Source organism: Frigoribacterium sp. Leaf263 (genome assembly GCF_001422285.1).
In the GTDB taxonomy this organism is placed as follows: domain Bacteria; phylum Actinomycetota; class Actinomycetes; order Actinomycetales; family Microbacteriaceae; genus Frigoribacterium.
This window is the reverse complement of sequence record NZ_LMMO01000004.1, coordinates 769526-791093: the sequence shown is the minus strand read 5'-3', so window position 1 is coordinate 791093 and position 21568 is coordinate 769526. Positions and strand designations below refer to the sequence as shown.

Here is a 21568-nt window from a genome sequence, read left to right as displayed (position 1 = left end):
GGGCACCTTGTTCGCCGCGATCGCGACGCCGAGACCGGTGCCGCAGATCAGGATCGCCCGGTCGGCCTTCCCGTCGGCGACCATGCGCGCCGCGTCGACCGCGACGTGCGGGTACGCGGTGTGGCCGTCGGCGTCGACCCCGACGTCGGTGACGATCGACACGCGAGGGTCTTTCATCAGGTCGGCCTTGATGGCCTCCTTGTAGTCGAACCCGGCGTCGTCGGATCCGACGACGAGACGGTAGGTGCGGTCGGTGCTCATGATGATGCTCCTTCTCTCGAGACCGACGACGAGGTGAGGACCTCGCCGACCGTCGTGACGATCATTCCCATAGAGGTGGCCCCGGCGTCGGGGGTGCCGACGCTCTTCTCGGCCAGGGGACGGGCCCGGCCGACCTTCGGTCGCAGCCCGGCGGTCGCGGCGGCGGCGGAGACGGCGACCTCGGCCGCCGACCTCCAGGCCTCGTCGAGCTGGTCTCCGGCGTCGACCCTCTCGCGCAGCGACCGGGCGAACGGCAGGAGGGCGTCGAGCATGGTCTTGTCGCCCTCGCTCGCCCGACCGAGGTCGACGATCGACTCGGCGAACGCGTCGACCCCGTCGACGATCAGCGCGGCGGGGTACGCGTCGCGCTCGTCGGTCAGCGACGCCGCGAGCGCCTCGAGGGCCGAACCCCAGAGGACGCCGGAGGTGCCGCCCGCGTGCTCCGCCCAGGCCAGACCGGCGCGACCGAGCAGCCACGCGCCTCCGGCACGACCGTCGACGCCCTCGACGCGCTTGACGGCCGCGCCGATGCCCTTGAGCATGCCGCGCCCGTGGTCGCCGTCGCCGGCCACCGCGTCGATGCGCCCGAGGGTCTCTTCTTCACGGCGGAGCAGATCGTGGATCGCGCCGAGGGCCGTGCGGACCGTGTCGCCGAGACGGACGGCTGCGTCGGTCGCGTCGGGCGCGGTGTCGTCGGCGCCGGCAGCGATCTCGTCGGGAGACGGGACGACCAGCGCGTCGAGCGGCGCCCGCAGCTTGCGGTACGCGGGTGTGTAGGCATCAGCGCGCCACAGACGCTCGAGCTCGTCGTCGAGCCACTGCAGCGTGAGCGAGACCCCGCCCATGTCGAGGCTGGTGACCAGCTCGCCCACCTCGGGCTCGACGACCTCGACCCCGGCGTCGGCCAGACGCCGGGCGATGTGCCCCCACAGCAGGAAGAGCTCTTCGTACTTCGTCGTGCCGAGTCCGTTGAGGATCGGAGCGACCCTCGAGGAGGCGCGGGCCGGCCGGTCGACCAGCAGACGGTCGACGAACAGGTCGGCCAGGTCGGTCGCCCGCATCAGCTCGACGTCGCGGATGCCGGGTTCGCCGTGGATGCCGAGACCGAGTCCGAGATGCCCCTCGGGGACCTCGAAGAGCGGCTCGGTCGCACCCGGCATCGTGCAGCCCGAGAACGCGACGCCGAGGGTGCGGGTCGCCTCGTTCGACGCGACGCCGATGCGCTCGACCTCGTCGAGCGACGCCCCCTCGGCTGCTGCGGCGCCCATGGCCTTGAACACCGAGAAGTCGCCGGCGATGCCGCGGCGCTTCGAGACCTCGTCGGCCGACGCGATGTCGTCGGTGACGACGACGATGCGCGTGTCGATGCCCTCTTTGCGGAGGCGCTCGGCGGCGATGCCGAAGTTCATCGTGTCTCCGGCGTAGTTGCCGAAGCTGAAGACGACGCCGCGCCCCTGATCGGCGGCCTTCGCCACCGAGTAGGCCTGGGCGGCCGACGGCGAGGTGAAGATGTTGCCGACGACGGCGCCCGTGGCGAGACCGGGGCCGACGGTGCCGCTGAAGGCGGGGTAGTGACCCGAGCCGCCGCCGATGACGACGGCGACCTGCGGTTCGGCCTGACCGCGATGGGAGACGACGCCGCCCGGGACCCCCCGGAGGCGGTCGGCGTAGAGCGCGAGGAACCCGGTCAGCTGATCGTCGGCGAACTCGTCGGGGTCGTCGTAGATCGTGGTCATGCGGTGACGGCGCTCGAGGTGGTGGCCTCGGTCAGACCGGGGACGATGCTGACCTTGACCGAGCCGCCCTGGCTGTCGGCGACGAGGTCGAGCGCGGCCTGGAACTGGTCGAGGGGGAACTGGTGCGTGCAGATCTCGTCCATCGGGAGCTTGTCGGCTTCGAGCAGCTTGATGGCCGCGGGCCAGCAGTGGGGGCCGAGGTGGGCGCCGAGCACGTTGAGCTCTTTGTCGTCGCTGATGATCGACCAGTCGACCGAGGCGTTCGAACCGAAGACGGAGTACTCGACGTACGTGCCGAGCTTGCGGAGGATGTTGAGACCCTGCGACACGGCCGACGGGTGCCCCGTGGCCTCGATGTAGACGTCGGCGCCGTAGCCGTCGGTGAGGCTCTTGACCGTCGCGACGGCGTCCTCCTCGGTGATGTTGATCGTGAGGTCGGCGCCGGCCTTCTTCGCGAGCGCCAGCTTCTCGTCGGACATGTCGAGGGCGATGACCATCTTCGGGTTCTTCTGGCGGGTGCCGGCGATCGCGCCGAGGCCGATGGGGCCCGCGCCGGCGATGACGACGACGTCGTCGAACTGGATGCTGCCGCGCTCGACCGCGTGCATCGCGCACGAGAGCGGCTCGGCGAACGCGGCGACGTGCGGCGCGAGATCGCGGCTGACCGGGTGGGTCAGAGCGCGGGTGGGGACGAGGACGTACTCGGCCATGGCCCCGTCGAAGCCCTTGAAGCCGAACATGTCGTGGGGCCCGCACATCCAGTAGGCGCCCATGAGGCAGTAGCGGCACTCCCAGCAGGGGACGATCTGCTCGCACGCGATGCGGTCGCCGAGGGCGACGCCGCGCTTGGCGAGGGCGCCGTCGTCGCCCTGGACGACCGTGCCGACGAACTCGTGACCGGCGACGCGATCGCGCTCGGCCCAGGCCGGGCGGTTCTCGTCGCCCCAGAACTTGGCGGCGCCGTGGTAGCACTTCAGGTCGGAGGCGCAGACGCCGACGGCGTCGACCTTGAGCAGCAGCTCGCCGGGGCCGGGGGTGGGGACGGGGACCGTGTCGAGCCGGTAGTCCTCAGGCCCGTGGACCACGACCGCCTTCATGGTCGTCGGGATGCCGCCCGTGTCGGGAGCGGACGGGGTCGTGGTCTCAGTGGTCGTCGTCGACATGGGGTCCTCCTGAAGGTGATGGGGCCGTGGCGAGACGACCCGGCCGCGTCGATGCGGCCACGGATCGAGATTACAACGTCCAGAACAGAAGTCAAGAACACAATTTCCGCTGCCGGTCGGGAGGATAGGATCGATCATCGTCGAGCAGGCGCCGTCGGGCGCGAGGAGGCCCCGTGAGCGACAGCCCCACCACCGACGTCGAGTCGGACGCCGCCGCGTCGGCGAGCGCCGCCGGTCAGCGCTCGGGCCGCTTCTCGATCGACAGCGTCTACCAGGCCGCCCGCATGTACTACGTCGAGGAGGCCACGCAGGTCGAGATCGCCTCGCGCCTGGGCGTCTCGCGACCGACGGTCAGCCGCCTCGTCGCCGAGGCCCGACGACTGGGTCTCGTCCGCATCGAGGTCACCGACCCGTACCACGACGAGAACATCGAGCTCGGAGCGCAGCTCAAGTCGGCCCTCGGGCTGCAGGACGTCTGGCTGTCGGCCACGACGCACGCCACCACGCTCGGCGACAACCTCTCGGAGGCCGTCGCCGCGGCTCTCGAGAACATGTCGCTGAAGGCCGGCGACGTGCTGCTCGTCTCGTCGGGTCGCACGATGCACGAGGTCGCGCAGGGGGTGCTGCCGCCGCTGCCGGGCGTGCAGCTCGCCCCGACCGTCGGCGGTCTGACGGAGCCCTCGCCCTGGTTCCAGACGAACGAGATCACGCTCCGCGCGGCCGAGCGCAGCGGCGGGTTCCCGTCGTTCCTGTTCGCTCAGGCCCTGCCGAGCGTCGACATGCGGCGCTCGCTCGACGACGACCCGGCCTTCCAGCACGTCGTCGGCCTGTGGGAGACCGCGAAGGGCGCCCTGCTCGGCATCGGCGCCCCGACCGTGACCCGCGACACCATCTCGCGCTTCATCCCCGTCGCCGAGGGCAGCTTCGACGACGCCGTGGGCGACGTCTGCCTCAACTTCTTCGATGCCGCGGGCGAGGCGCTCGAGTTCCCCGGCAGCGATCGCGTCGTCCGCACCTCCCGCGCGGTGCTGCAGCACATCCCGCACGCCGTCGGGGTCGCGGTCGGTCCCGAGAAGGTGCCGAGCATCCTCGGCGCCGTGCGGGCCCGCCTCGTCAACGAGCTCGTCACCGACACCGTGACGGCCCGCGCCCTCCTGGCCGAGTCGACGCGCGCCTCCTGAGTCGGACGCACCCCTCGAGCCGGGCCGCGCCTCCTGACCCGGGCCGCGCCTCCTGAGCCGGGCCGCGCCTCCTCAGCCCGTCACCCCCGACGTCAGCGCCGCCCGAGCAGGCGGAAGCGCTCGGGCCCCTCGCCGTCCTCGACCAGATCGACGAGGATCTCGCCGACGAGAGGCGTGAACTTGAACCCGTGCCCCGAGAAGCCGGCGCCGATCACGAGCGGGCCGACGCGGTCGAGCACGAAGTCCTCGCTGTCGGTCGACGTGTACGTGCAGCTGATCGGATCGGCCGTCTCGGCGTCGACCCCGGGCAGCCACTCGCGGGCGTACCGGCGGAGGGCCTCGAACTGCTCGGGCTCGGGCGAGTGGCTGCGGGCGTCGGGGTCGGTGACCGGCCCGGTGCCGTGCCAGCCCGCCTTGACCCCCTCGCCCGGCGTGAGCATGCCGTAGACCGGCCCGTACCACCAGCCGTCGGCGTCGCCGTCGGGATCGGGGCGGTGGTTGAAGCCGGGCCAGACCGCGTCGTCGTCGGTCACGCGGAAGTGCGCGGGCTGCTCCTGCGTGACCACGAGACGAGGGAGGCGCGCGAGGCCCCCGACGAGACGCTCCGTCCACGCACCGGCCGTGACGACGACCCGGGGTGCGAGGTACTCCTCGTCGGCGGTGACGACGCGGGCCCGGTCGTCGCCCTCGATCTCGATGCGCTCGACCGGTGTCGACCAGCGGATCTCGGCTCCCACGCCGGTCGCGACCCGTTCGAAGGCGGCGAGGGCGTCGGCGGCGCGGATGCGACCGCTGTCGGGCACCCAGAGCACGTCGGTCTCGAACCGGAGACCCGTCCATCGTCGACCCGCGTCACCCGGCGTGACGAATTCGCTGTCGACGCCCCGCTCGGCGTGCAGCTCGCGCATGCGGCGCAGCATGTCGGGGCGACCGTGGTTGACGACCCCGACGAGGTCGAGCAGCGGGGTGTCCGACACGAGCGCGAGCTCGTCCCACAGGTTTCGGGCGCGCGCGACGAGGTCGACGTACTCGCCGTCGTCGTAGGCGATGTTGAGATTGCGGGTGGAGCCGTGCGAGGCGCCGTGGTGGTGACCGCGCTCGAAGCGCTCGAGCAGGACGACGTCGTGCCCGCGGATCGCGGCCTGCCAGGCGGTCGCGAGCCCCATCGCGCCTCCTCCGACGACGACGAGATCGACGGTGCGTGCCATGGTGCGCCTCCTGGGGGTGGGTGCTGCGGGTGCGGGTGAGCGTGAGCGTGCGGCTGCGGGGTTTCGGTGAGGATGCGGTGCGGGGGTCGAGTGCGGCGGGTCGGCGTCCTCGACGGCGGGTCGGCGCTGACCCACCCCGGATGACGGGGACCCGCCGCAGCCCGGCCGGGCGCTCGGCCGGGTGCTCAGGCGGATCGGGCGCGGGCGGGTCCGGGAGCCGAGGAGGCGCGGGTCGCCCCGGTCAGTCGAGCGCGTCGACCTCGGCCCGGGTCGGGACGGACCGCGCGGCCCCCTCGCGCCCGACGGCGACGGCCGCCGCCCGGGACGCCGTCTCGAGTGCGTCGACCCAGAGCTCGTCGTCGGCGAGCGACGCGACGACGTAGCCGATGAACGTGTCGCCGGCCGCGGTGGTGTCGACGGCCTCGACGCGGTGGGCCTCCTGCTCGATGGGGGTGCCCTCGCCGATCAGGACGGAGCCGTCGCCGCCGAAGGTGCAGAGCAGTCGGACTCCGAGCCGGTCGGCGAGCTCGGTCGCTGCGACCCGGAGGTCGTCGGCGGCCGTGCCGGCCTGCCCGTCGGCGGCGGCTGCGGTGGCGTCGGCGGTGGCGGTGTCGGCATCGGCATCGGCGGCGAGCAGGTCGGCGAGCTCGCTGCGGTTGACGACGAGCAGGTCGAGGTCGTCGACGAGCGACAGCACGCGCGGGTCGGACGGCGCGGAGTTGAGCACGACCAGCGCACCCCGCTCGTGCCCGGCGCGGGCGGCGGCGGCGTTGACCTCGAACGGCACCTCGAGCTGCAGCACGACGATGTCGCCCTGCTGCACCGCGGCGAGGGAGGCGCGCACGGCGTCGACCTCGATCGCCCCGTTCGCGCCGGGGACGACGGTGATGAGGTTCTCGCCCGACGCGTCGACCGAGACGATCGCGCGGCCGGTCAGCTCGTGCTCGATCCGGGCCACACCCGAGGTGTCGATGCCCTCGGCCTCGAGTGCGGCGACGAGCTCGTCTCCGGCGGGGTCGCTGCCGACGGCCCCGACGAAGCGCACGATCGCGCCGGCACGACGGGCCGCGACCGCCTGGTTGGCGCCCTTGCCACCGAGCTCGCGGCGAGCGCTGGTGGCGGTGATGGTCTCGCCGGGAACGGCGTGCTTGACGACGGTGAGCCGGAGATCGTCGTTGACGCTGCCGACGACGTGGACGGTGTGCGGGGCCATGGTTCCTCCTGGTCGCGGCGCGGTGCGGGCGATCGACGTGGGACCCGTCGAGCCCGCGGGCGCCTCGGTGATGCTATCGCCGCCCGCTGCGCCATGACGCCAGGAGGTGGACACGACGCCACGTTCGACACCGGCGTCGTGTCCCTCTCCTGGTGCCGTGGGGCGGGCCTCCCTCGTCGTCGGCCCCGCTCCCCGAAGTGGGCACAAACCGTCCGACCCGCTGTGGCGAACTCGTGTCGGGTAAGCAATGCAACGGGACAGCCGCGTCGGATTCGGGTTCGGCGGGGTCTCCGGGCCGGTCCGCACGAAGTGATTCGCGCCTCCGGCCCGGCCAAGCCCCCACCGCCGACTCACTCTGCAGTCGCGCCGGAGACGACTCGCGAGGGATTCGCCACCGCCTGCCGGGCGTGAGTCTGAATCGATGAGCACCGTCGATCCGACCCTCCGCAGTCAGCTCTTCTGGTTCGGGGCGCTCCTGCTCGTCTCCGCCTCGATCATCGCCGCGATCGTCGTCGTCCCGATCATGGCCGTGCAGGCGACGATCGAGGAGCCCGGCGAATACGGCGTCTGCAACGGCCTGGCCCCGAGGTGCCACGACGTGCCCATCGAGACCATCGCCGACGCGAGCGGCATCGACTTCCCGTCGGGATCGGCGGTCGTGTCGTCCAGTGCGGTGCCGAGCTCGTTCATGGGGATCGACCACCTCCAGGCGGTGGTCTCGGTGCCCGACGGCTCGATGCCCCTCGAGGCGGTCGTCGACCTGCCGCTGTCCCCGCGCACCGACGATTCGATCGTCGGATCGTCGCTCGAGGAGTGGGGTGCCGAGTCGATCGTGGTGCTCACCGACAGCACCGGATACCTGTCCGTCGGCCTCGGCACCACGCCGGGGGCCCGCCCGGACCTCGTCTCGGTCTGGAAGCGCCTCAGCAGTCGAAGCTGACCCGTCGTCCTCGGGCGCTCTGCCTGGCAGCGGCGTCGAGTGGTCAGAAGATGCCCTTCGATCGAGGATGACGGGCATCTTCTGACCACTCGATCTCCGGCCGGGGACTCGAGGGCGGAGCCACGCTCTGGCGGCGCTATTACGCACCTATGCGTAATAGCCGGAGAGCGCGCACTCCGCCTAGGAGGCGCGGGTCGGCTCGATCACGGCCAGCGCGATCACAGCGGCTCGTCCGGTCACCGGCACCGCGCCTCCTGGAGGGATGACGAGTGCGTCGTGCACGATGAGCGGGCCGTGGGCGGCTGACGAGACCTCGCCCTCCACGACGACGGCGACCGTCCAGGCCGAGGCCGAGCCGAGCGAGCCGGATGAGCCGAGCGAGCCGGTCGAGCCGGTCGAGCCGAGCGTCAGCTCGCCGTCGAGGCGGTGCGCGGCGAGCGTGCCGACGGCCGCACCTCGGACCGTCATCAGGTTGAGGTCGAGCCCGCGGGTCGTCACGTCGACGGCCTCGACGGCCGACTCCCCGGCGAAGGGGAGCACGTCGAACGCCTCACCACGCACCCGCCGGCCGTCGATCACGAGATCGAGACCGGCGGGCGAGAGGGGCATGAGGAGGCGGTCGACTCCCGCGAACTGGGAGAACGGAGCCGCGCGGTCGATCGTCGCGATGCTCACGCGCCAGGCCGGCTCAGTCGCCCGACGCGCCCCGACCCTGACGTCGGGCGACGCCTCGGCTACGACGGTCGTCGTGCCCGCACCGTTCCGCCACGGCACGACCTGTCGCTCCAGGGCTCGCAGCACCCGCGGCTCGGCACCCGCAGCACCAGCCCCAGCACCCGCCCCCGCACCAGCACCCGCACCCGTCAGAACGCGCGCCCCGCCACGCGCTCCCCGCCGCGCCAGACGGCCTCCACCAGCGGCACCCCCGGCCGGTACGCCAGGTGCACGTACGACGGCGCGTCGAGCACGACGAGGTCCGCCGCCGCACCCACCGCCAGGTGCCCGACGTCGGTGCGGCGCAGCGCGGCCGCTCCCCCGGCGGTCGCCGACCAGAGAGCCTCCGCCGGGGTCATCCGCATGTCGCGCACCGCCACCGCGATGCAGAACGGCAGGCTCGTCGTGTAGCTCGATCCCGGGTTGCAGTCGGCCGCCAGGGCCACCGTCGCCCCGGCCGCCAGCAGCCGTCGGGCGTCGGGGTAGACGGCCCGCGTCGAGAACTCGGCCCCGGGCAGGAGGGTGGCCACCGTCGTGGACCCGGCCAGCGCCTCCACGTCGTCGTCGCTCGCGTAGGTCACGTGATCCGCCGACGCGGCCCCGAGCTCGACGGCGAGCTGAATCCCGCCGCCCGGCGCCAGCTGACCGGCATGGAGGCGCGGTGTCAGCCCCGCCGCCCTCCCCGCCGTGAGGACGGCGCGCGTCTGGTCGACGTCGAACGCCCCGACGTCGCAGAACACGTCGATCCACCTCGCCAGGGGCGCGCAGGCGTCGAGCATCTCGCCGATCACGAGCGCGACGTAGTCGTCGGCCCGCCCGGCGAACTCGGCGGGCACGACGTGCGCCCCCAGGAAGGTCGACTCGGTCGTCACCGTGCGGACGGCCTCGAGACTCCGCCGCTCGTCGTCGACGCTGAGCCCGTAGCCCGACTTGCTCTCGATCGTCGTGGTGCCCTGCCGCAGCGCCTCGTCGGCGAGACGCCGCACCGAGCCGGCCAGGTCGGCGTCGCTCGCCGCCCGCGTGTGCGCGACCGTGCTGCGGATCCCGCCGGCCGAGTACGACTCCCCCGCCATCCGCGCCGCGAACTCGTCCGAGCGGTCGCCCGCGAAGGCGAGGTGGTTGTGACTGTCGACGAACCCGGGGACGACCGCACGACCACCGAGGTCGATCACGTCGTCGGCCGTCGACGAAGGCAGGTCGGCCGCGGGCCCCGACCAGAGCACGCGGTCGCCGTCGAGCAGGATCGCCGCATCGAGCACGACGCCGAGCGGCCCGCTCGACTCCTCGGCGTGGTCGTGCGCGGGGTCGTTCGTGACCAGCTGCGAGATGCCGGTCAGGGCGGTGACGGTCATGCGGAGGGGTCCTCTCAGCGGGGTTCGGAAGCCGTGGAGACGGCGGCGGGCGCAGCATCGCCCCGCGGCGCCTCAGGCGGCAGGACGGCGGCGATCGCGGTGCGCAGGGCCGCGCCCGGAGAGGCCACCCGGGCATGCGCCCCGTCGCGCACGACGATCTCACCGCCGACGACGACGGTCGACACGTCGGCCGCGGTCGCGCCGAACACGATCGACTCGAGCAGCGAGCCGCGCCGGGCGTCGGCCAGGCGCACCGAGTCGAGCGACACCGTGACGAAGTCCGCGAGCGCGCCGGGCTCGAGCAGCCCGGCGTCGTCCCAGCCGAGCGACCGGGCGCCCTCGACGGTCGCGGCCGACAGCAGCGCGTCGGCGCCGAACCAGCCGCGCCGGTTGCTGACGAGACGCTGTCCGGTCTCGATGCCCCGCGCCTCCTCGAACAGATCGATCACGGCGTGGCTGTCGCTGCCGACCGTGAGCGGCACGCCGGCCTCGACCAGCGCGCCGGCCGGACCGATGCCGTCGGCGAGATCGCGCTCGGTCGTGACGCAGAAGCAGGCCCAGGCGTCGCCGGCCGAGAGGTCGGCCACGTCGTCGGCGGTCAGATGGGTGGCGTGCACGGCGGTGGCCCGGTGGTCGAGCACGCCGTGTCGGCGCAGCACCGCGACGGGGGTGGAGCCGAGGAGGCGCGCGCAGTCCGCGTTCTCGGCCGGCTGCTCCGAGACGTGCACGTGCAGCGGGGCGTCGTGCGCATGGGCCCACGCGGCGACCGTGGCCAGGTCGCGTTCCGGCACCGCCCGCACGGAGTGCACCGCCGCGCCGACCACGACGGCCGGACCGCTGAGCGCCGCGCGGACGGCGGTCGCCCGCTCGGCCCAGGCCGCGCCGGTGCCGTCGCCGAAGCGGATCTGCGCCGGCGAGAGCGGCACGTGCGCCGGCTCGGCGGAGGGATCGGCAGCAGGCTCGGCGGAGGCGTCGGCGGACGCCTCGGCATCGACCTCGGCAGCGGACCCGGTCGCCGGCGCGAACCCGCCGACGAGGTAGCACGTGTCGAGCAGCGTCAGGCGGATCCCCGCGGTCGCCGCCGCCCGGGCGAGGGCCCGCGACATGGCGATCGGGTCGTCGTGGGGGGTGCCGTCGGCGGTGTGGTGGACGTAGTGGAACTCGCCCACGGTCGTCACCCCGGCGAGGACCATCTCGGTGAAGGCGGCGGTCGCGAGGGTCTCGTAGTTCGCGGGGGTCAGGCGCCCGGCGACCGAGTACATCACGTCGCGCCAGGTCCAGAAGCTGCCGCTGCCGACCTGGGTCCGTCCCCGCAGCGCCCGGTGGAACGCGTGCGAATGGGCGTTGACGAGACCCGGGAGCGTCACGCCGCGCAGCTCGATCGAGCCCGCCGGAGGCGCGACCCCGTCGACGCCCACCGCGACGATGCGGTCGGCGGCGACCTCGATGACGACGCCGTGCCGCACGTCGCCGACCCCGGTCCACAGGTGCTCCGCCCAGAACGTCGCCGTGCCCGCCGCGCTCATGACCCGGACCCGCCCGCTCCCGTGCCCGCGCCCGCGTCCGCGCCGCCGTGGTGCGGCGTCGTCCCGGTCGCCCCGGCCGGCACGACCTCGAGGGGGGCGACGAGCAGGTCGCGCAGCACGATCGTGAGGGCCTCGACGCCGTCGACGCAGTCCTCCGCCTCGGCGTGCTCGACCGGGCTGTGACTGATGCCGGTGGGGTTCCGGACGAAGAGCATCGCCGTGGGCACGCGCGACGCGAGGATCCCGGCGTCGTGCCCGGCCGCCGTCGGCAGGGTGGGCGCCCCGATCGACGCGGCGCCGAGCGACGCCCGCAGCCGGTCGCTCAGCGAGGGGTCGAAGTCGACCACGGGGGTGAAGCTGTCGTTCTCGACGGTGAGGCGGACGCCGTGGCCGGCCGACGCCTCCTCGGCGAACCTCTGCAGGTCGTCGACGAGACGGGTCACGCCGCTCTGCTCGGGCCCGCGGGCGTCGAGCCAGGCGTCGACCCGCGACGGGATCGCGTTCGTGCCGTTCGGGTCGACGCGGACCCGGCCGAAGGTCGTGACCGCCTGGGCCTCGGCCGCGAGGCGGCGGGCGGCGCCGACGACCTCGGCGAACGGCAGCATCGGGTCGTGACGGTCGACGAGTCGCGTGGTGCCGGCGTGGTTGCCCTCGCCCTCGAAGCAGAAGTGCCACCGGCCGTGCGGCAGGATCGAGCTGGCCACCCCGACCGACTCGTCGCCGAGCGCCAGGTGGCGGCCCTGCTCGACGTGCAGCTCGACGAAGACCCCGATGCGGGCGAGCGCCGCCTCGTCGAGACCGACGTGCTCGGGGGCGTGCCCGGCCGCCGACATCGCGTCGGCGAGGGTGGTGCCGTCGTCGTCGGTCAGCGAGAGCGCGTGCCCGGCGTCGACCGCGCCGGTCATCAACCGCGAGCCGAGGCAGGCGAGGCCGAATCGGGCGCCCTCCTCCTCGACGAAGTTGACGACGGCGAGCGGGCGCTCGGGCACGACGCCCGCAGCCCGCAGCGCGTCGACGGCGAGCAGGGCGCTGACGACGCCGAGCGGCCCGTCGAACGCCCCGCCGCCGGGCACGCTGTCGAGGTGGCTGCCGGTGACGACGGCGCCGTCGGCCGGCGCGCCCCACCAGGCCCACTGGTTGCCGTTGCGGTCGACCTCGACCTCGAGCCCCCGCCGGGTCGCCTCGGCGGCGAACCACTCGCGGAGCCCGAGGTCGACGCCGGTCCACGAGAACCGGTCGTAGCCGCCCGAACGCGGATCGCGACCCACGCCTTCGAGGTCGCCCCAGACGCCGTCGAAGGAGGTGCGCAGCCGGGTCCGCTCGACGGTCGCCCCGCTACGGGCGAGGGCCATCGACGGTGCCCTCGGTCGCGTCGGCCGCGAAGCTCTCGGTCGCAGCGCTCTCGGTCGCAGCGGTCTCGGAGACGGCGCCCGCGCCTCCTCGGGCCTGCTCGCGCATCGGGATGCGCACGCCGCGCTCGGCCGCGACGTCGACGGCCCGCTCGTACCCGGCGTCGGCGTGGCGGATGACGCCCATGCCCGGGTCGGCGACGAGCACGCGCCCGAGCTTCTCGGCGGCGAGGTCGGTGCCGTCGGCGACGATGACCTGACCGGCGTGGATCGAGCGGCCCATGCCGACGCCGCCGCCCTGGTGGATCGACACCCAGGTGGCGCCCGATGCGACGTTCACCATGGCGTTCAGCAGCGGCCAGTCGGCGATCGCGTCGGAGCCGTCGAGCATGGCCTCGGTCTCGCGGTAGGGCGACGCGACCGAGCCCGAGTCGAGGTGGTCGCGACCGATCACGATCGGCGCCGACAGCTCGCCCGAGGCGACCATCTCGTTGAACTTGAGACCGGCCAGGTGGCGTTCGCCGTAGCCGAGCCAGCAGATGCGGGCGGGCAGACCCTGGAACGCCACGCGCTCCCCCGCCATCGTGATCCACTTCCGGAGGGACTCGTTCTCGGGGAACAGCTCGAGGATCGCCTTGTCGGTCGCCGCGATGTCGGCCGGGTCGCCCGAGAGCGCCGCCCAGCGGAACGGTCCCTTGCCCTCGGCGAAGAGCGGGCGGATGTAGGCCGGCACGAAGCCGGGGAACGCAAAGGCGCGATCGTAGCCGGCGGTCTGCGCCTCGCCGCGGATGCTGTTGCCGTAGTCGAAGACGACGGCGCCGGCGTCCTGGAACCCGACCATCGCCTCGACGTGGGCCCGCATGGCGGCCTGCGAGCGGAGGGTGAAGTCGGCGGGGTCGGCGGCGGCCTCGGCGGCCATGTCCTCGAAGCGGGTGCCGATCGGCAGGTACGAGAGCGGGTCGTGCGCCGACGTCTGGTCGGTGACGATGTCGATGGGCGCCTTGCGGGCCAGCAGCTCGGGCACCATCTCGGCGGCGTTGCCGACGACGCCGATCGAGAGGGGCCGCTTCTCGTCGCGGGCGGCGATGGCCAGCTCGAGGGCCTCGTCGAGGCTCGACGCGGCGACGTCGAGGTAGCGGTGCTCGACGCGGCGGTCGATGCGGGTGCGGTCGACGTCGATGCAGAGGGCGACGCCGTCGTTCATGGTCACGGCCAGCGGCTGCGCGCCTCCCATGCCCCCCACTCCGGCGGTGAGCGTGATCGTCCCGGCGAGGGTGCCGCCGAAGCTGGCGTCCGCGACGGCCGAGAAGGTCTCGTAGGTGCCCTGCAGGATCCCCTGCGTGCCGATGTAGATCCACGAGCCGGCCGTCATCTGGCCGTACATCATGAGGCCCATAGCGTCGAGCTTGCGGAAGTCCTCCCAGTTGGCCCAGTCGCCGACCAGGTTCGAGTTGGCGATCAGCACGCGCGGCGACCACTCGTTGGTGCGGAACACGCCGACCGGCTTGCCCGACTGGACGAGCATCGTCTCGTCGTCCTTCAGCGTCTTGAGCGTCGCGACCATCGCGTCGAACGCCTCCCAGCTGCGGGCGGCCTTGCCGGTGCCGCCGTAGACGACGAGGTCGTCGGGATGCTCGGCGACCTCGGGGTCGAGGTTGTTCATCAACATGCGCAGGGCCGCCTCCTGCTGCCAGCCGAGGCAGCTGAGCTCGGTGCCGCGCGGAGCCCGCACGGGGCGCGGACCCGAGGAGGCGCGGGTCGCGTCGGTCGCGCCCGCGGACCCCCCGGAGGCCGGGGTCGAGGAGGCGGTGGTGCCGGTGGATGCGGTGTCGATGGTCACGAGTGGTGCTTCCGTTCGGGGTCGATCTGCGGTTCAGGAGGAGGCGACGGGGTCGTCGGGGCGCGACGAGGCGCCGCGTGCCCGCTGAGGGGCACCGGTCGGGCTGTTCGGTTGTGGGTCTCGCGGTGGTGCGGTGGTGCCGGCGACCGGGCGGGAGGCCCGGTCGCCGGCGGGACGACCTAGAGCAGGTCGTACTCGGTCAGGAACTCCTTGGCGACGCTCGCCGAGTCCTGCTTGTCGACCTGGACCTTGGCGAGGTACTCGGTGAGGTTCTCGGTCGTGAGCGCCTCGGAGACCGAGTTGAGGGCGTCCTCGACGGTGCCGTCGCTCTTGTCCTCGCGGACGATGGGGAGGATGTTCTCCGAGAGGAACAGCTGCTTGGTATCCTCGAGGGTGACGAGGTCGTTCGTCTCGATGGCCGAGTCGGTCGAGAAGATGTTCGCGACCTCGACGTCGCCGTCGGTCAGGGCGGCGAGGGTGAGGGGGCCGCCGGCGTCGAGGGGCACGAACTCCTTGAAGGTGAGGCCGTACTCGGACTCGAGGCCCTTGATGCCCTGGATGCGCTCGGCGAACTCGGGACCGGCGGCGATGCGGAGCTGGTCGGCGACCGGCTCGAGGTCCTCGATGGTCTCGAGGTCGTACTCGTCGGCGGTCTCGCTGGTGACGCTCAGGGTGTCCTTGTCCTCCGCCTCGGACTGCGGCAGCGAGACGATGCCCTCGGGGAGGACGTCCTGCAGCGCGTCGTAGACGTCGTCGGGCGAGGTGACGCCCTCGGGCGCCCCGTCGTCGGACAGCGCGGCGAGCAGCGCTCCGTTGTACTCGGGCAGGAGGTCGATCGAGCCGTCTTCGAGAGCCTGGAGGTAGACCTCGCGGGCGCCGATGTTGAAGCTGCGCTTCACGTCGACGCCGTTGGCCTCGAGCACCTGCGCGTACATCTCGGCGAGCAGCTCGCTCTCGGGGAAGTTCGCCGAGCCGACGGTGATCGTCTCGCTGTCGCCGCCGGAGGCCGAGCCGCCGGTCGACTCGGTGGGGTCGGAGCAGCCGGCGAGCACGAGCATGCCGACGCCGATGACGCCGACGGCGCCGAGGAGGTTCTTCTTCTTCATGATGTGGGGGCTTTCGTTCGGGTGCCGGGACCGGGCTGTCCGGTCGGGGCGGGTGAGGTGGAGGGTGCGGGGACTGTCTTGGTGGGACGGCGGGTGACGCGTCGGCCGGTGAGGCCGGGCGAGATGACGGAGCGCTGGACGACCGCGGCGATCAGGTCGACGAGGATGGCGAGCGCGGCCACGACGACGGCGCCGGCGACGACGCGCTCGTAGGCGTTCAGGGCGATGCCGTCGACGAGCAGACGGCCGAGGCCGCCGATGCCGACGTAGGCGGCGACGGTCGACGTGGCGATGACCTGGAGGAGCGCGTTGCGCAGACCGCTCGAGATGAGCGGCAGCGCCATCGGCACCTCGAGCTTGAAGAGCACCTGCATCGGGCGCATGCCCATGCCCTTGGCCGCGTCGATCGCGGCCGGGTCGACGGCGCGGATGCCGGCGTAGGTCGTCGTGAGGATGGGCGGGATGGCCAGGATGACCAGGGCGATCAGCACGGGCAGGAACCCGCGCCCCATCAGCACGACCAGCAGGATGATCAGACCCAGGGTCGGCAGCGAGCGGCCGGCGTTCGCCGCGTTGATCGCGATGAACGAGAGCTTGCCCGTGTGACCGATGTAGAGACCGAGCGGAAGGGCGATGGCGGCGGCCACGACGACCGCCTGGATCGTGTACCAGAGGTGCGTGAGGATCAGCGACGGGATGGAGCCGGTCGCGCCGAACTGCCAGTTGGACCCGTCGAGCAGGTACGAGAGGAGACCGTCGTTCACGAGGCGATCCTCCCCGCCGCGCGGACCCAGGGCGTCGTCCGACGCTGGATCAGCACGATGATGCCGTCGAGGATCGCGGCGAGCACGACCGAGAGCACGATGCCGACGATGATCGGCGGAGCGTAGTTGAGCTGCTGCCCGCGGGTGAAGAGCGTGCCGAGACCGCCGACGCCGATCAGGGCGCCGACGCTGACGAGGCTGACGTTGGCTACGGTCGCGACCCGGAGGCCCGCCAGCATGACCGGCAGAGCGATCGGGAGCTCGACGCTGACGAGACGACGCAGGCGCCGGTACCCCATCGCCGAGGCCGCCTCGGCGACCAGCGGGTCGACCGACTTGAGACCGTCGGCGACGACCCTCACGAGCAGGGCGACCGTGTAGACGGTCAGCGCGACGATGATGTTCAGCGGATCGAGGATGCGGATCCCGAGCACCGACGGCACCAGCACGATGAGCGCCAGCGACGGGACCGCGTAGAGGATCCCGCTGAGGTTGAGCAGCGGGTGGTACAGGAAGTTGAACCGGACGGCGAGGTAGCCGATCGGCAGCGACACGACGATGCCGAGCAGCACGGGCACCAGCGCGAGGTACACGTGCTGCGACAGGGCGGCCTGGATGACCGGCCCGTTGTTCTCGAGGTACTGGATCACGCGACGTCCACCTCGCGACGGCGGCGCGCCTCCAGCTGCTTCATCAGGCTGGTGTGCCGGATGACGCCGTCGGCCACGCCGTCGGCGTCGACCCGGATGACGATGCCGACGGGCGACGTGATCGCGAGGTCCGTGACGAGACGGAGCGAGTCGCTCGTCGTGTACCAGCCGCCGGGGTGCGTCGGCGCGGCGTCCGAGCCGAGACCGGGGCCCGACCAGCCGAGGGGGCGACCGGCGTCGTCGAGGACCAGGTGCTCGGGCCCGGCCTGGGCCACGGCGACCGGCTCGACCTCGAGACCGGCGGCGGAGTCGAACGACAGGCTGCGGAAACCGCGGTCGCGGCCGACGAAGCCGGCCACGAAGTCGTCGGCGGGGTTCGAGAGCAGTTCGCGCGGAGTGGCGAACTGGGCGAGGTGACCGCCCTCGCGGAACACGGCGACGCGGTCGCCCATCTTGATGGCCTCGTCGATGTCGTGCGTGACCATCGCGATGGTCTTGCCGAGATCACGCTGCAGGCGGAGGAACTCGGCCTGCAGCCCCTCGCGGACGATGGGGTCGACGGCGCTGAACGGCTCGTCCATGATCATGACGGGCGGATCGGCGGCGAGCGCCCGGGCGACGCCGACGCGCTGCTGCTGACCGCCGGAGAGCTGGACGGGGTAGCGGTCGGCCATCGACTCGGAGAGTCCGACGCGCTCCATGAGCTCCACGGCCGTGGAGCGCGCCTTCTTCTTGCTCGTGCCGACGAGGCCGGGCACGGTCATGATGTTCTCGACGATGGTGCGGTGCGGGAACAGGCCGGCGGCCTGGATGACGTAGCCGATCCCGCGGCGGAGCGACGCCGCGTCGCCGGTCGCGACGTCCTTCCCGTCTATGAGGACCCGCCCCTTCGTGGGCTCCACCATGCGGTTGATCATCCGCAGCGAGGTGGTCTTGCCGCAGCCCGATGGACCCACGAACACGGTCAGCTCGCCGGTGGGCAGTTCGAGATCGAGACCGTCGACGGCCACCGTCCCGTCGGGGTAGACCTTGCTGACGCCGTCGAAGGTGATCATGGGGCGTTCTCCTGTCGCGATGCCGGGTCTCGGAGGAGGGCGCTCCCGGCGATTCGTGAATAAGTTGATTCATCATGCGGAAGCGATGAATACTTCGTCAATACGCGTCTCAGCCTGTTTACGAGACCGAAACACGAGGGAGGCACAGTGACCGACATGCACGCCAGCGACGACCTTCCCCCGGTCACCCTAGACGGCACTCCCCTGCGAGTGGCCGATCTGGTGGCCCTGGCCGACCGGCGCGCCCGCGTGTCGGTGCCCTCTCACGCGCTCGAGACGGTCGAGCGCTCGCACCGCACGCTGCTGGCCGCGCGCGACTCCGGCATCGTCTACGGGGCCAACACCGGCGTCGGCGCCAACCGCGGCATCTCGGTCGTCGACGACGCGGTCGAGCTCACCCCCGAGGAGGAGCACCGCGAGCAGGCGGCCCACGGTCGACGTCTGCTGCGCAGCCACGCCTCGGGCATCGGCGAGATCGAGGACGACCGCGTCACGAGGGCCGCGCTGGTCGTCCGCCTGAACCAGCTGCTCGCCGGAGGGTCCGGCATCAGCCCGGGCGTCGTGCACGGCCTGCTGGCCGCGGTGCGGAGCGACTCGCTGCCCACGCTGCACCGGACGGGATCCATCGGTACGGGCGACCTGACCGCGCTGGCCGAGGTCGCCCTGACCCTGATCGGCGAGTTCCCGTGGCGCAGCGGAGGCGTCGCCCCGGTCGACTTCGCCGAGACCGACTCGCTGCCCTTCATGAGCTCGAGCGCCGTGACGCTCGCCACGACGGCGCTCGCGGCCGACGTCGCCGCGCGGCAGCTCGACGCGGCGACGGTCGTCGCGGCGCTCAGCTTCCGGGCCCTCCGAGGATCGTCCGAGGCCTTCGACGCCCAGGTGCACGCCGCTCGACCGCATCCCGGCCAGGTCCGCGAGGCGGCGCGGCTGCGGTGGCTGACCGAGTCGGTCACGGGCGATCCTCTTCCGGTGGCGCGCCTCCAGGACCCGTTCGGATTGAGGGCCTCACCCCAGGTGCACGCGCCCGCCCGCACCGCCCTCGGCGTGCTGCTCGACGCGCTCGACCGCGAGCTCGGCGGTCCGGCCGAGAACCCCCTGGTGGTGGTCGACGGCGTCCGGCACCACGGGCAGTTCCACCTGGCGACGCTGGCCTGGTCGCTCGACGCGGCGCGCACCGGCCTGCTGCCCGTGTTCAGCCTGTCGACGAGTCGCCTCGGGCTGCTGATGCGGGCCGACATGACCGGACTGCCGCCGTTCCTGGCCGACGCCCGGCGGAACGCGACGAGCTCGGGGCTGATGATCGTCGAGTACGTCGCGCAGGACGCCCTCGCCCACATGCGCATCGACGCCACGCCGGTGACCAGCGCCAGCATCAGCGTCTCGCTCGGGCTCGAGGAGCACGCGAGCTTCGCCATCCAGAGCACGCGGCTGCTGACGAGCCTGGTGCGATCGTCGGGCGCGGTGCTCGCGGTCGAGCTGTTCGCGGCCGTCCGTGCGCTGCAGATGGCGCCCGACCGCGTGGCCGGGACGCGCCTCCTGCCGGTGTTCGAGCGCCTGGTCGAGCTGATCGACCCGTCGACCGACGACCGGCCGCTCGGAGCGGACATCGCCCGGATGGAAGCCGAGCTGCCGATGCTCGGCGCCGCGCTGCGGGACTGCCCCGCCTAGGGGGTCGGGGGCCCGGCGTGCATGCCGGGCCCCCGACCGGCGAACGGTCCGACATCGTCCTCCCGCGCGACGGAGGGCGCTCGGATGCCGCTCGCGCCTGAGTGCTCGGGCCCGATCACGGGGCCCGACGCCTCAGGAGTCGATGTCGGACGAGTCGCGGGCGGCCAGCGCGTCGGCGGCGGCCTGCTCGTCGCGGTACTGCTCGATGACGCTGACGTCGTCCATCGGGCGGAGCTCGTCCGCGTAGCTGACCGACTGCCGGCGCATGACGCCGTTCGAGCCGATCGAGTACTGCCCCATCCGCCACAACGGCGGCGAGTAGGCGTGGATCGACACCGAGCCGTCGACGTGTCCGCCCATGCGGTGGATGTGGTCGGGCCCGAAGTGGAACGACCGGCCGGCCTCGACGACGCGGCTGACCGCCTCGCCGCCCATCCGCGGGTTGGCCTCGTTCACGGCGCCCGCGACGACGGCGACCGCGCCCGACGAGATGTCGTGGTCGTGCCAGCCCGTGTCGTCGGTGGTGTCCCAGCAGAGCAGCCAGACGTCGATGTCGCTGTCGCGGTACAGCGACGCGAAGTGGCGCTGCCCGCCGCCGTGCTTGACGAGGTGGCGCCAGAGCTCGGGGCGGGTCGCCATCTCGTCGACCCAGGCCTTCAGCTCGGAGCGCGTGAGGTCGCGGCCGGGCAGCGCGGGCACGTCGGCGGCGGTCAGCGGGGCCGAGGAGGCGCCGGTCGTCGATCCGGGGGCGGTGAGGGTCATCGGGGTTCTCCTGTCAGCAGGGCGCGGGGGTTCGCGGAGACGTGGGCGTGGGTGAAGGCGTGACCGAGACCGGGATCGCGCGGCTGCGCGTACGGGCGGTCGGAGCCGTGGACGACGGGGTCGACGCCGACGACGCGGACGATCGCGTCGATCGCCCTCGTGTCGTACGACGACGTCTCGTAGAAGACGTTCGGGTCGACCGCGCCGAACGTCCCGCCACGGGCGACCAGCCGCTCGTGGTGCAGCGGGGCGAGCCCGGCGAGGGCGACGAAGACGATGCGGAGGGCCGGGTGCGCGTCGCGGCCGACCTGATGCCAGGCGAACCAGGCCGACTGGAGCTGGTTGACGTAGGGCACGACGGCCGGCCACCACGGGGGCGTGTCGGCCACCGCGGGCGCCGGCCCGGGGTGCACCATCACGGGCTTGCCCGAGACCGAGACGACGTCGAGCACGGGGGCCATCCGCTGCACGGCGGCCGGATCGAGGAGGCACGTGGCCGGCAGCTGCAGCCCGACCACCCGGTCGTCGCGCAGGATCTCCGAGAGCCCCGCGAGGTCGTGCTCGACCACGGGGGTGGCCGCCCAGACGCGGAACGGGTCGCCCAGCTCGAGCGCGGAGCGGTGCCACACGTCGATCAGCTCGCGGGCCTCGGCCCCCGGCAGGTGCTCGATGCCGAGCGGGCTCGACAGCGAGACGAGCACGGAGTCCTTGCCCTCGGCGATCTCGCGGGCGCGACGGCGCTCGACGTCGTGGGCGGCCGGATCGACCGCGTACGGGGCCTCGCCCGCGGTGAGCAGGGTCCAGTCGTCGACGAGGCGGGGCGGGGCGACGCGGTCGCGGAGCGCGGCGACGAACGCGGGGGGCCAGACGTGCTGATGGGTGTCGATGCGGCCGGCGGCGATGCGACGGGCGGCGGCGACGCGCGGGGTGGCGGCCGGGGCGGCGGACGCCGGGACGGGCGCGGAGTCGTCGACCCGCGCCTCCTCGGCGATCGTGTCACTGTGAACCGGTTCACTCATGGGACCAGTGAACCGGTTCACACCCGCGGTGTCAAGGGGGTGGACCTCTGGCCGCTGC

General features: G+C 72.8%; 19 protein-coding genes. 3 read left to right on the top strand and 16 right to left on the bottom strand.

Annotation, left to right across the window (positions count from 1 at the left end; all coding sequences use genetic code 11):
* The 3 genes from ASF17_RS13060 to ASF17_RS13050 form a co-directional block, all read right to left on the bottom strand.
* Positions 1 to 261: RpiB/LacA/LacB family sugar-phosphate isomerase (locus ASF17_RS13060; protein WP_162236426.1), on the bottom strand; the 261-nt coding region annotated here is incomplete at its 3' end.
* The gene (locus ASF17_RS13055) at positions 258 to 1997 is read right to left on the bottom strand and encodes a dihydroxyacetone kinase family protein (RefSeq protein ID WP_055800567.1); all 1740 of its coding nucleotides are present in this window, start codon (positions 1995 to 1997) and stop codon (positions 258 to 260) included. The genes ASF17_RS13060 and ASF17_RS13055, both read right to left, overlap by 4 nt.
* Positions 1994 to 3160, bottom strand: a complete 1167-nt coding sequence (locus tag ASF17_RS13050; protein ID WP_055800563.1) for a zinc-binding dehydrogenase — start codon at positions 3158 to 3160, stop codon at positions 1994 to 1996. Before ASF17_RS13050 ends, ASF17_RS13055 begins: the two co-directional genes overlap by 4 nt.
* Before the next feature lie 173 nt (positions 3161 to 3333).
* Between ASF17_RS13050 and ASF17_RS13045 the strand changes: the two genes are divergently transcribed.
* Positions 3334 to 4341, top strand: coding sequence for a sugar-binding transcriptional regulator (locus tag ASF17_RS13045; protein WP_200913486.1), 1008 nt, complete (start codon positions 3334 to 3336; stop codon positions 4339 to 4341).
* A gap of 92 nt (positions 4342 to 4433) precedes the next feature.
* Here the strand turns inward: ASF17_RS13045 and ASF17_RS13040 are convergent, their stop codons facing one another.
* Both ASF17_RS13040 and ASF17_RS13035 read right to left on the bottom strand, forming a co-directional pair.
* On the bottom strand, positions 4434 to 5549 hold the full coding sequence (locus ASF17_RS13040) for an FAD-dependent oxidoreductase (protein ID WP_055800560.1): 1116 nt from the start codon (positions 5547 to 5549) through the stop codon (positions 4434 to 4436).
* Positions 5550 to 5790: 241 nt separating this feature from the next.
* The gene (locus ASF17_RS13035; protein WP_055800555.1) at positions 5791 to 6762 is read right to left on the bottom strand and encodes a ribokinase; all 972 of its coding nucleotides are present in this window, start codon (positions 6760 to 6762) and stop codon (positions 5791 to 5793) included.
* Positions 6763 to 7183: 421 nt separating this feature from the next.
* On the opposite strand from ASF17_RS13035, the gene ASF17_RS13030 reads away from it, so the two are divergent.
* Entirely contained in the window at positions 7184 to 7702 is a 519-nt protein-coding gene (locus ASF17_RS13030) for a hypothetical protein (protein WP_055800553.1), read from the top strand.
* Between the two features lie 180 nt (positions 7703 to 7882).
* Here ASF17_RS13030 and ASF17_RS13025 read toward each other — a convergent pair whose 3' ends face one another.
* The 9 genes from ASF17_RS13025 to ASF17_RS12985 form a co-directional block, all read right to left on the bottom strand.
* Entirely contained in the window at positions 7883 to 8476 is a 594-nt protein-coding gene (locus ASF17_RS13025; protein ID WP_162236425.1) for a HutD/Ves family protein, read from the bottom strand.
* An 89-nt stretch (positions 8477 to 8565) separates the two neighbouring features.
* Positions 8566 to 9768 (bottom strand): imidazolonepropionase, encoded by a 1203-nt coding sequence (hutI, locus tag ASF17_RS13020; protein ID WP_055800545.1) that lies wholly within the window; start codon positions 9766 to 9768, stop codon positions 8566 to 8568.
* Positions 9769 to 9782: 14 nt separating this feature from the next.
* On the bottom strand, positions 9783 to 11294 hold the full coding sequence (locus ASF17_RS13015) for an amidohydrolase family protein (protein ID WP_082475348.1): 1512 nt from the start codon (positions 11292 to 11294) through the stop codon (positions 9783 to 9785).
* The gene (locus ASF17_RS13010) at positions 11291 to 12646 is read right to left on the bottom strand and encodes an allantoate amidohydrolase (protein WP_082475347.1); all 1356 of its coding nucleotides are present in this window, start codon (positions 12644 to 12646) and stop codon (positions 11291 to 11293) included. The genes ASF17_RS13015 and ASF17_RS13010 overlap by 4 nt, the downstream gene beginning before the upstream one ends.
* The gene (gene hutU, locus ASF17_RS13005; RefSeq protein WP_082475375.1) at positions 12630 to 14375 is read right to left on the bottom strand and encodes a urocanate hydratase; all 1746 of its coding nucleotides are present in this window, start codon (positions 14373 to 14375) and stop codon (positions 12630 to 12632) included. The genes ASF17_RS13010 and hutU overlap by 17 nt, the downstream gene beginning before the upstream one ends.
* Before the next feature lie 287 nt (positions 14376 to 14662).
* Positions 14663 to 15589, bottom strand: a complete 927-nt coding sequence (locus ASF17_RS13000) for an ABC transporter substrate-binding protein (protein ID WP_055800542.1) — start codon at positions 15587 to 15589, stop codon at positions 14663 to 14665.
* On the bottom strand, positions 15586 to 16353 hold the full coding sequence (locus tag ASF17_RS12995) for an ABC transporter permease (RefSeq protein ID WP_055800538.1): 768 nt from the start codon (positions 16351 to 16353) through the stop codon (positions 15586 to 15588). Before ASF17_RS12995 ends, ASF17_RS13000 begins: the two co-directional genes overlap by 4 nt.
* A complete protein-coding gene (locus ASF17_RS12990; protein ID WP_055800535.1) occupies positions 16350 to 17003 on the bottom strand; it encodes an ABC transporter permease in 654 nt (217 codons plus the stop codon). The genes ASF17_RS12995 and ASF17_RS12990 overlap by 4 nt, the downstream gene beginning before the upstream one ends.
* Complete coding sequence (locus ASF17_RS12985; protein WP_055800531.1) at positions 17000 to 18058, bottom strand: ABC transporter ATP-binding protein; 1059 nt, start codon at positions 18056 to 18058, stop codon at positions 17000 to 17002. Before ASF17_RS12985 ends, ASF17_RS12990 begins: the two co-directional genes overlap by 4 nt.
* Before the next feature lie 156 nt (positions 18059 to 18214).
* Here ASF17_RS12985 and ASF17_RS12980 point away from each other — a divergent pair, with 156 nt between their 5' ends.
* Positions 18215 to 19729 (top strand): aromatic amino acid ammonia-lyase, encoded by a 1515-nt coding sequence (locus tag ASF17_RS12980; protein WP_055800869.1) that lies wholly within the window; start codon positions 18215 to 18217, stop codon positions 19727 to 19729.
* 132 nt (positions 19730 to 19861) lie between these two features.
* Here ASF17_RS12980 and ASF17_RS12975 read toward each other — a convergent pair whose 3' ends face one another.
* A complete protein-coding gene (locus ASF17_RS12975) occupies positions 19862 to 20491 on the bottom strand; it encodes a cysteine dioxygenase (RefSeq protein WP_055800528.1) in 630 nt (209 codons plus the stop codon).
* Positions 20488 to 21510, bottom strand: a complete 1023-nt coding sequence (locus ASF17_RS12970) for an amidohydrolase (protein WP_235476611.1) — start codon at positions 21508 to 21510, stop codon at positions 20488 to 20490. The genes ASF17_RS12975 and ASF17_RS12970 overlap by 4 nt, the downstream gene beginning before the upstream one ends.
* Positions 21511 to 21568 lie beyond the last annotated feature (58 nt).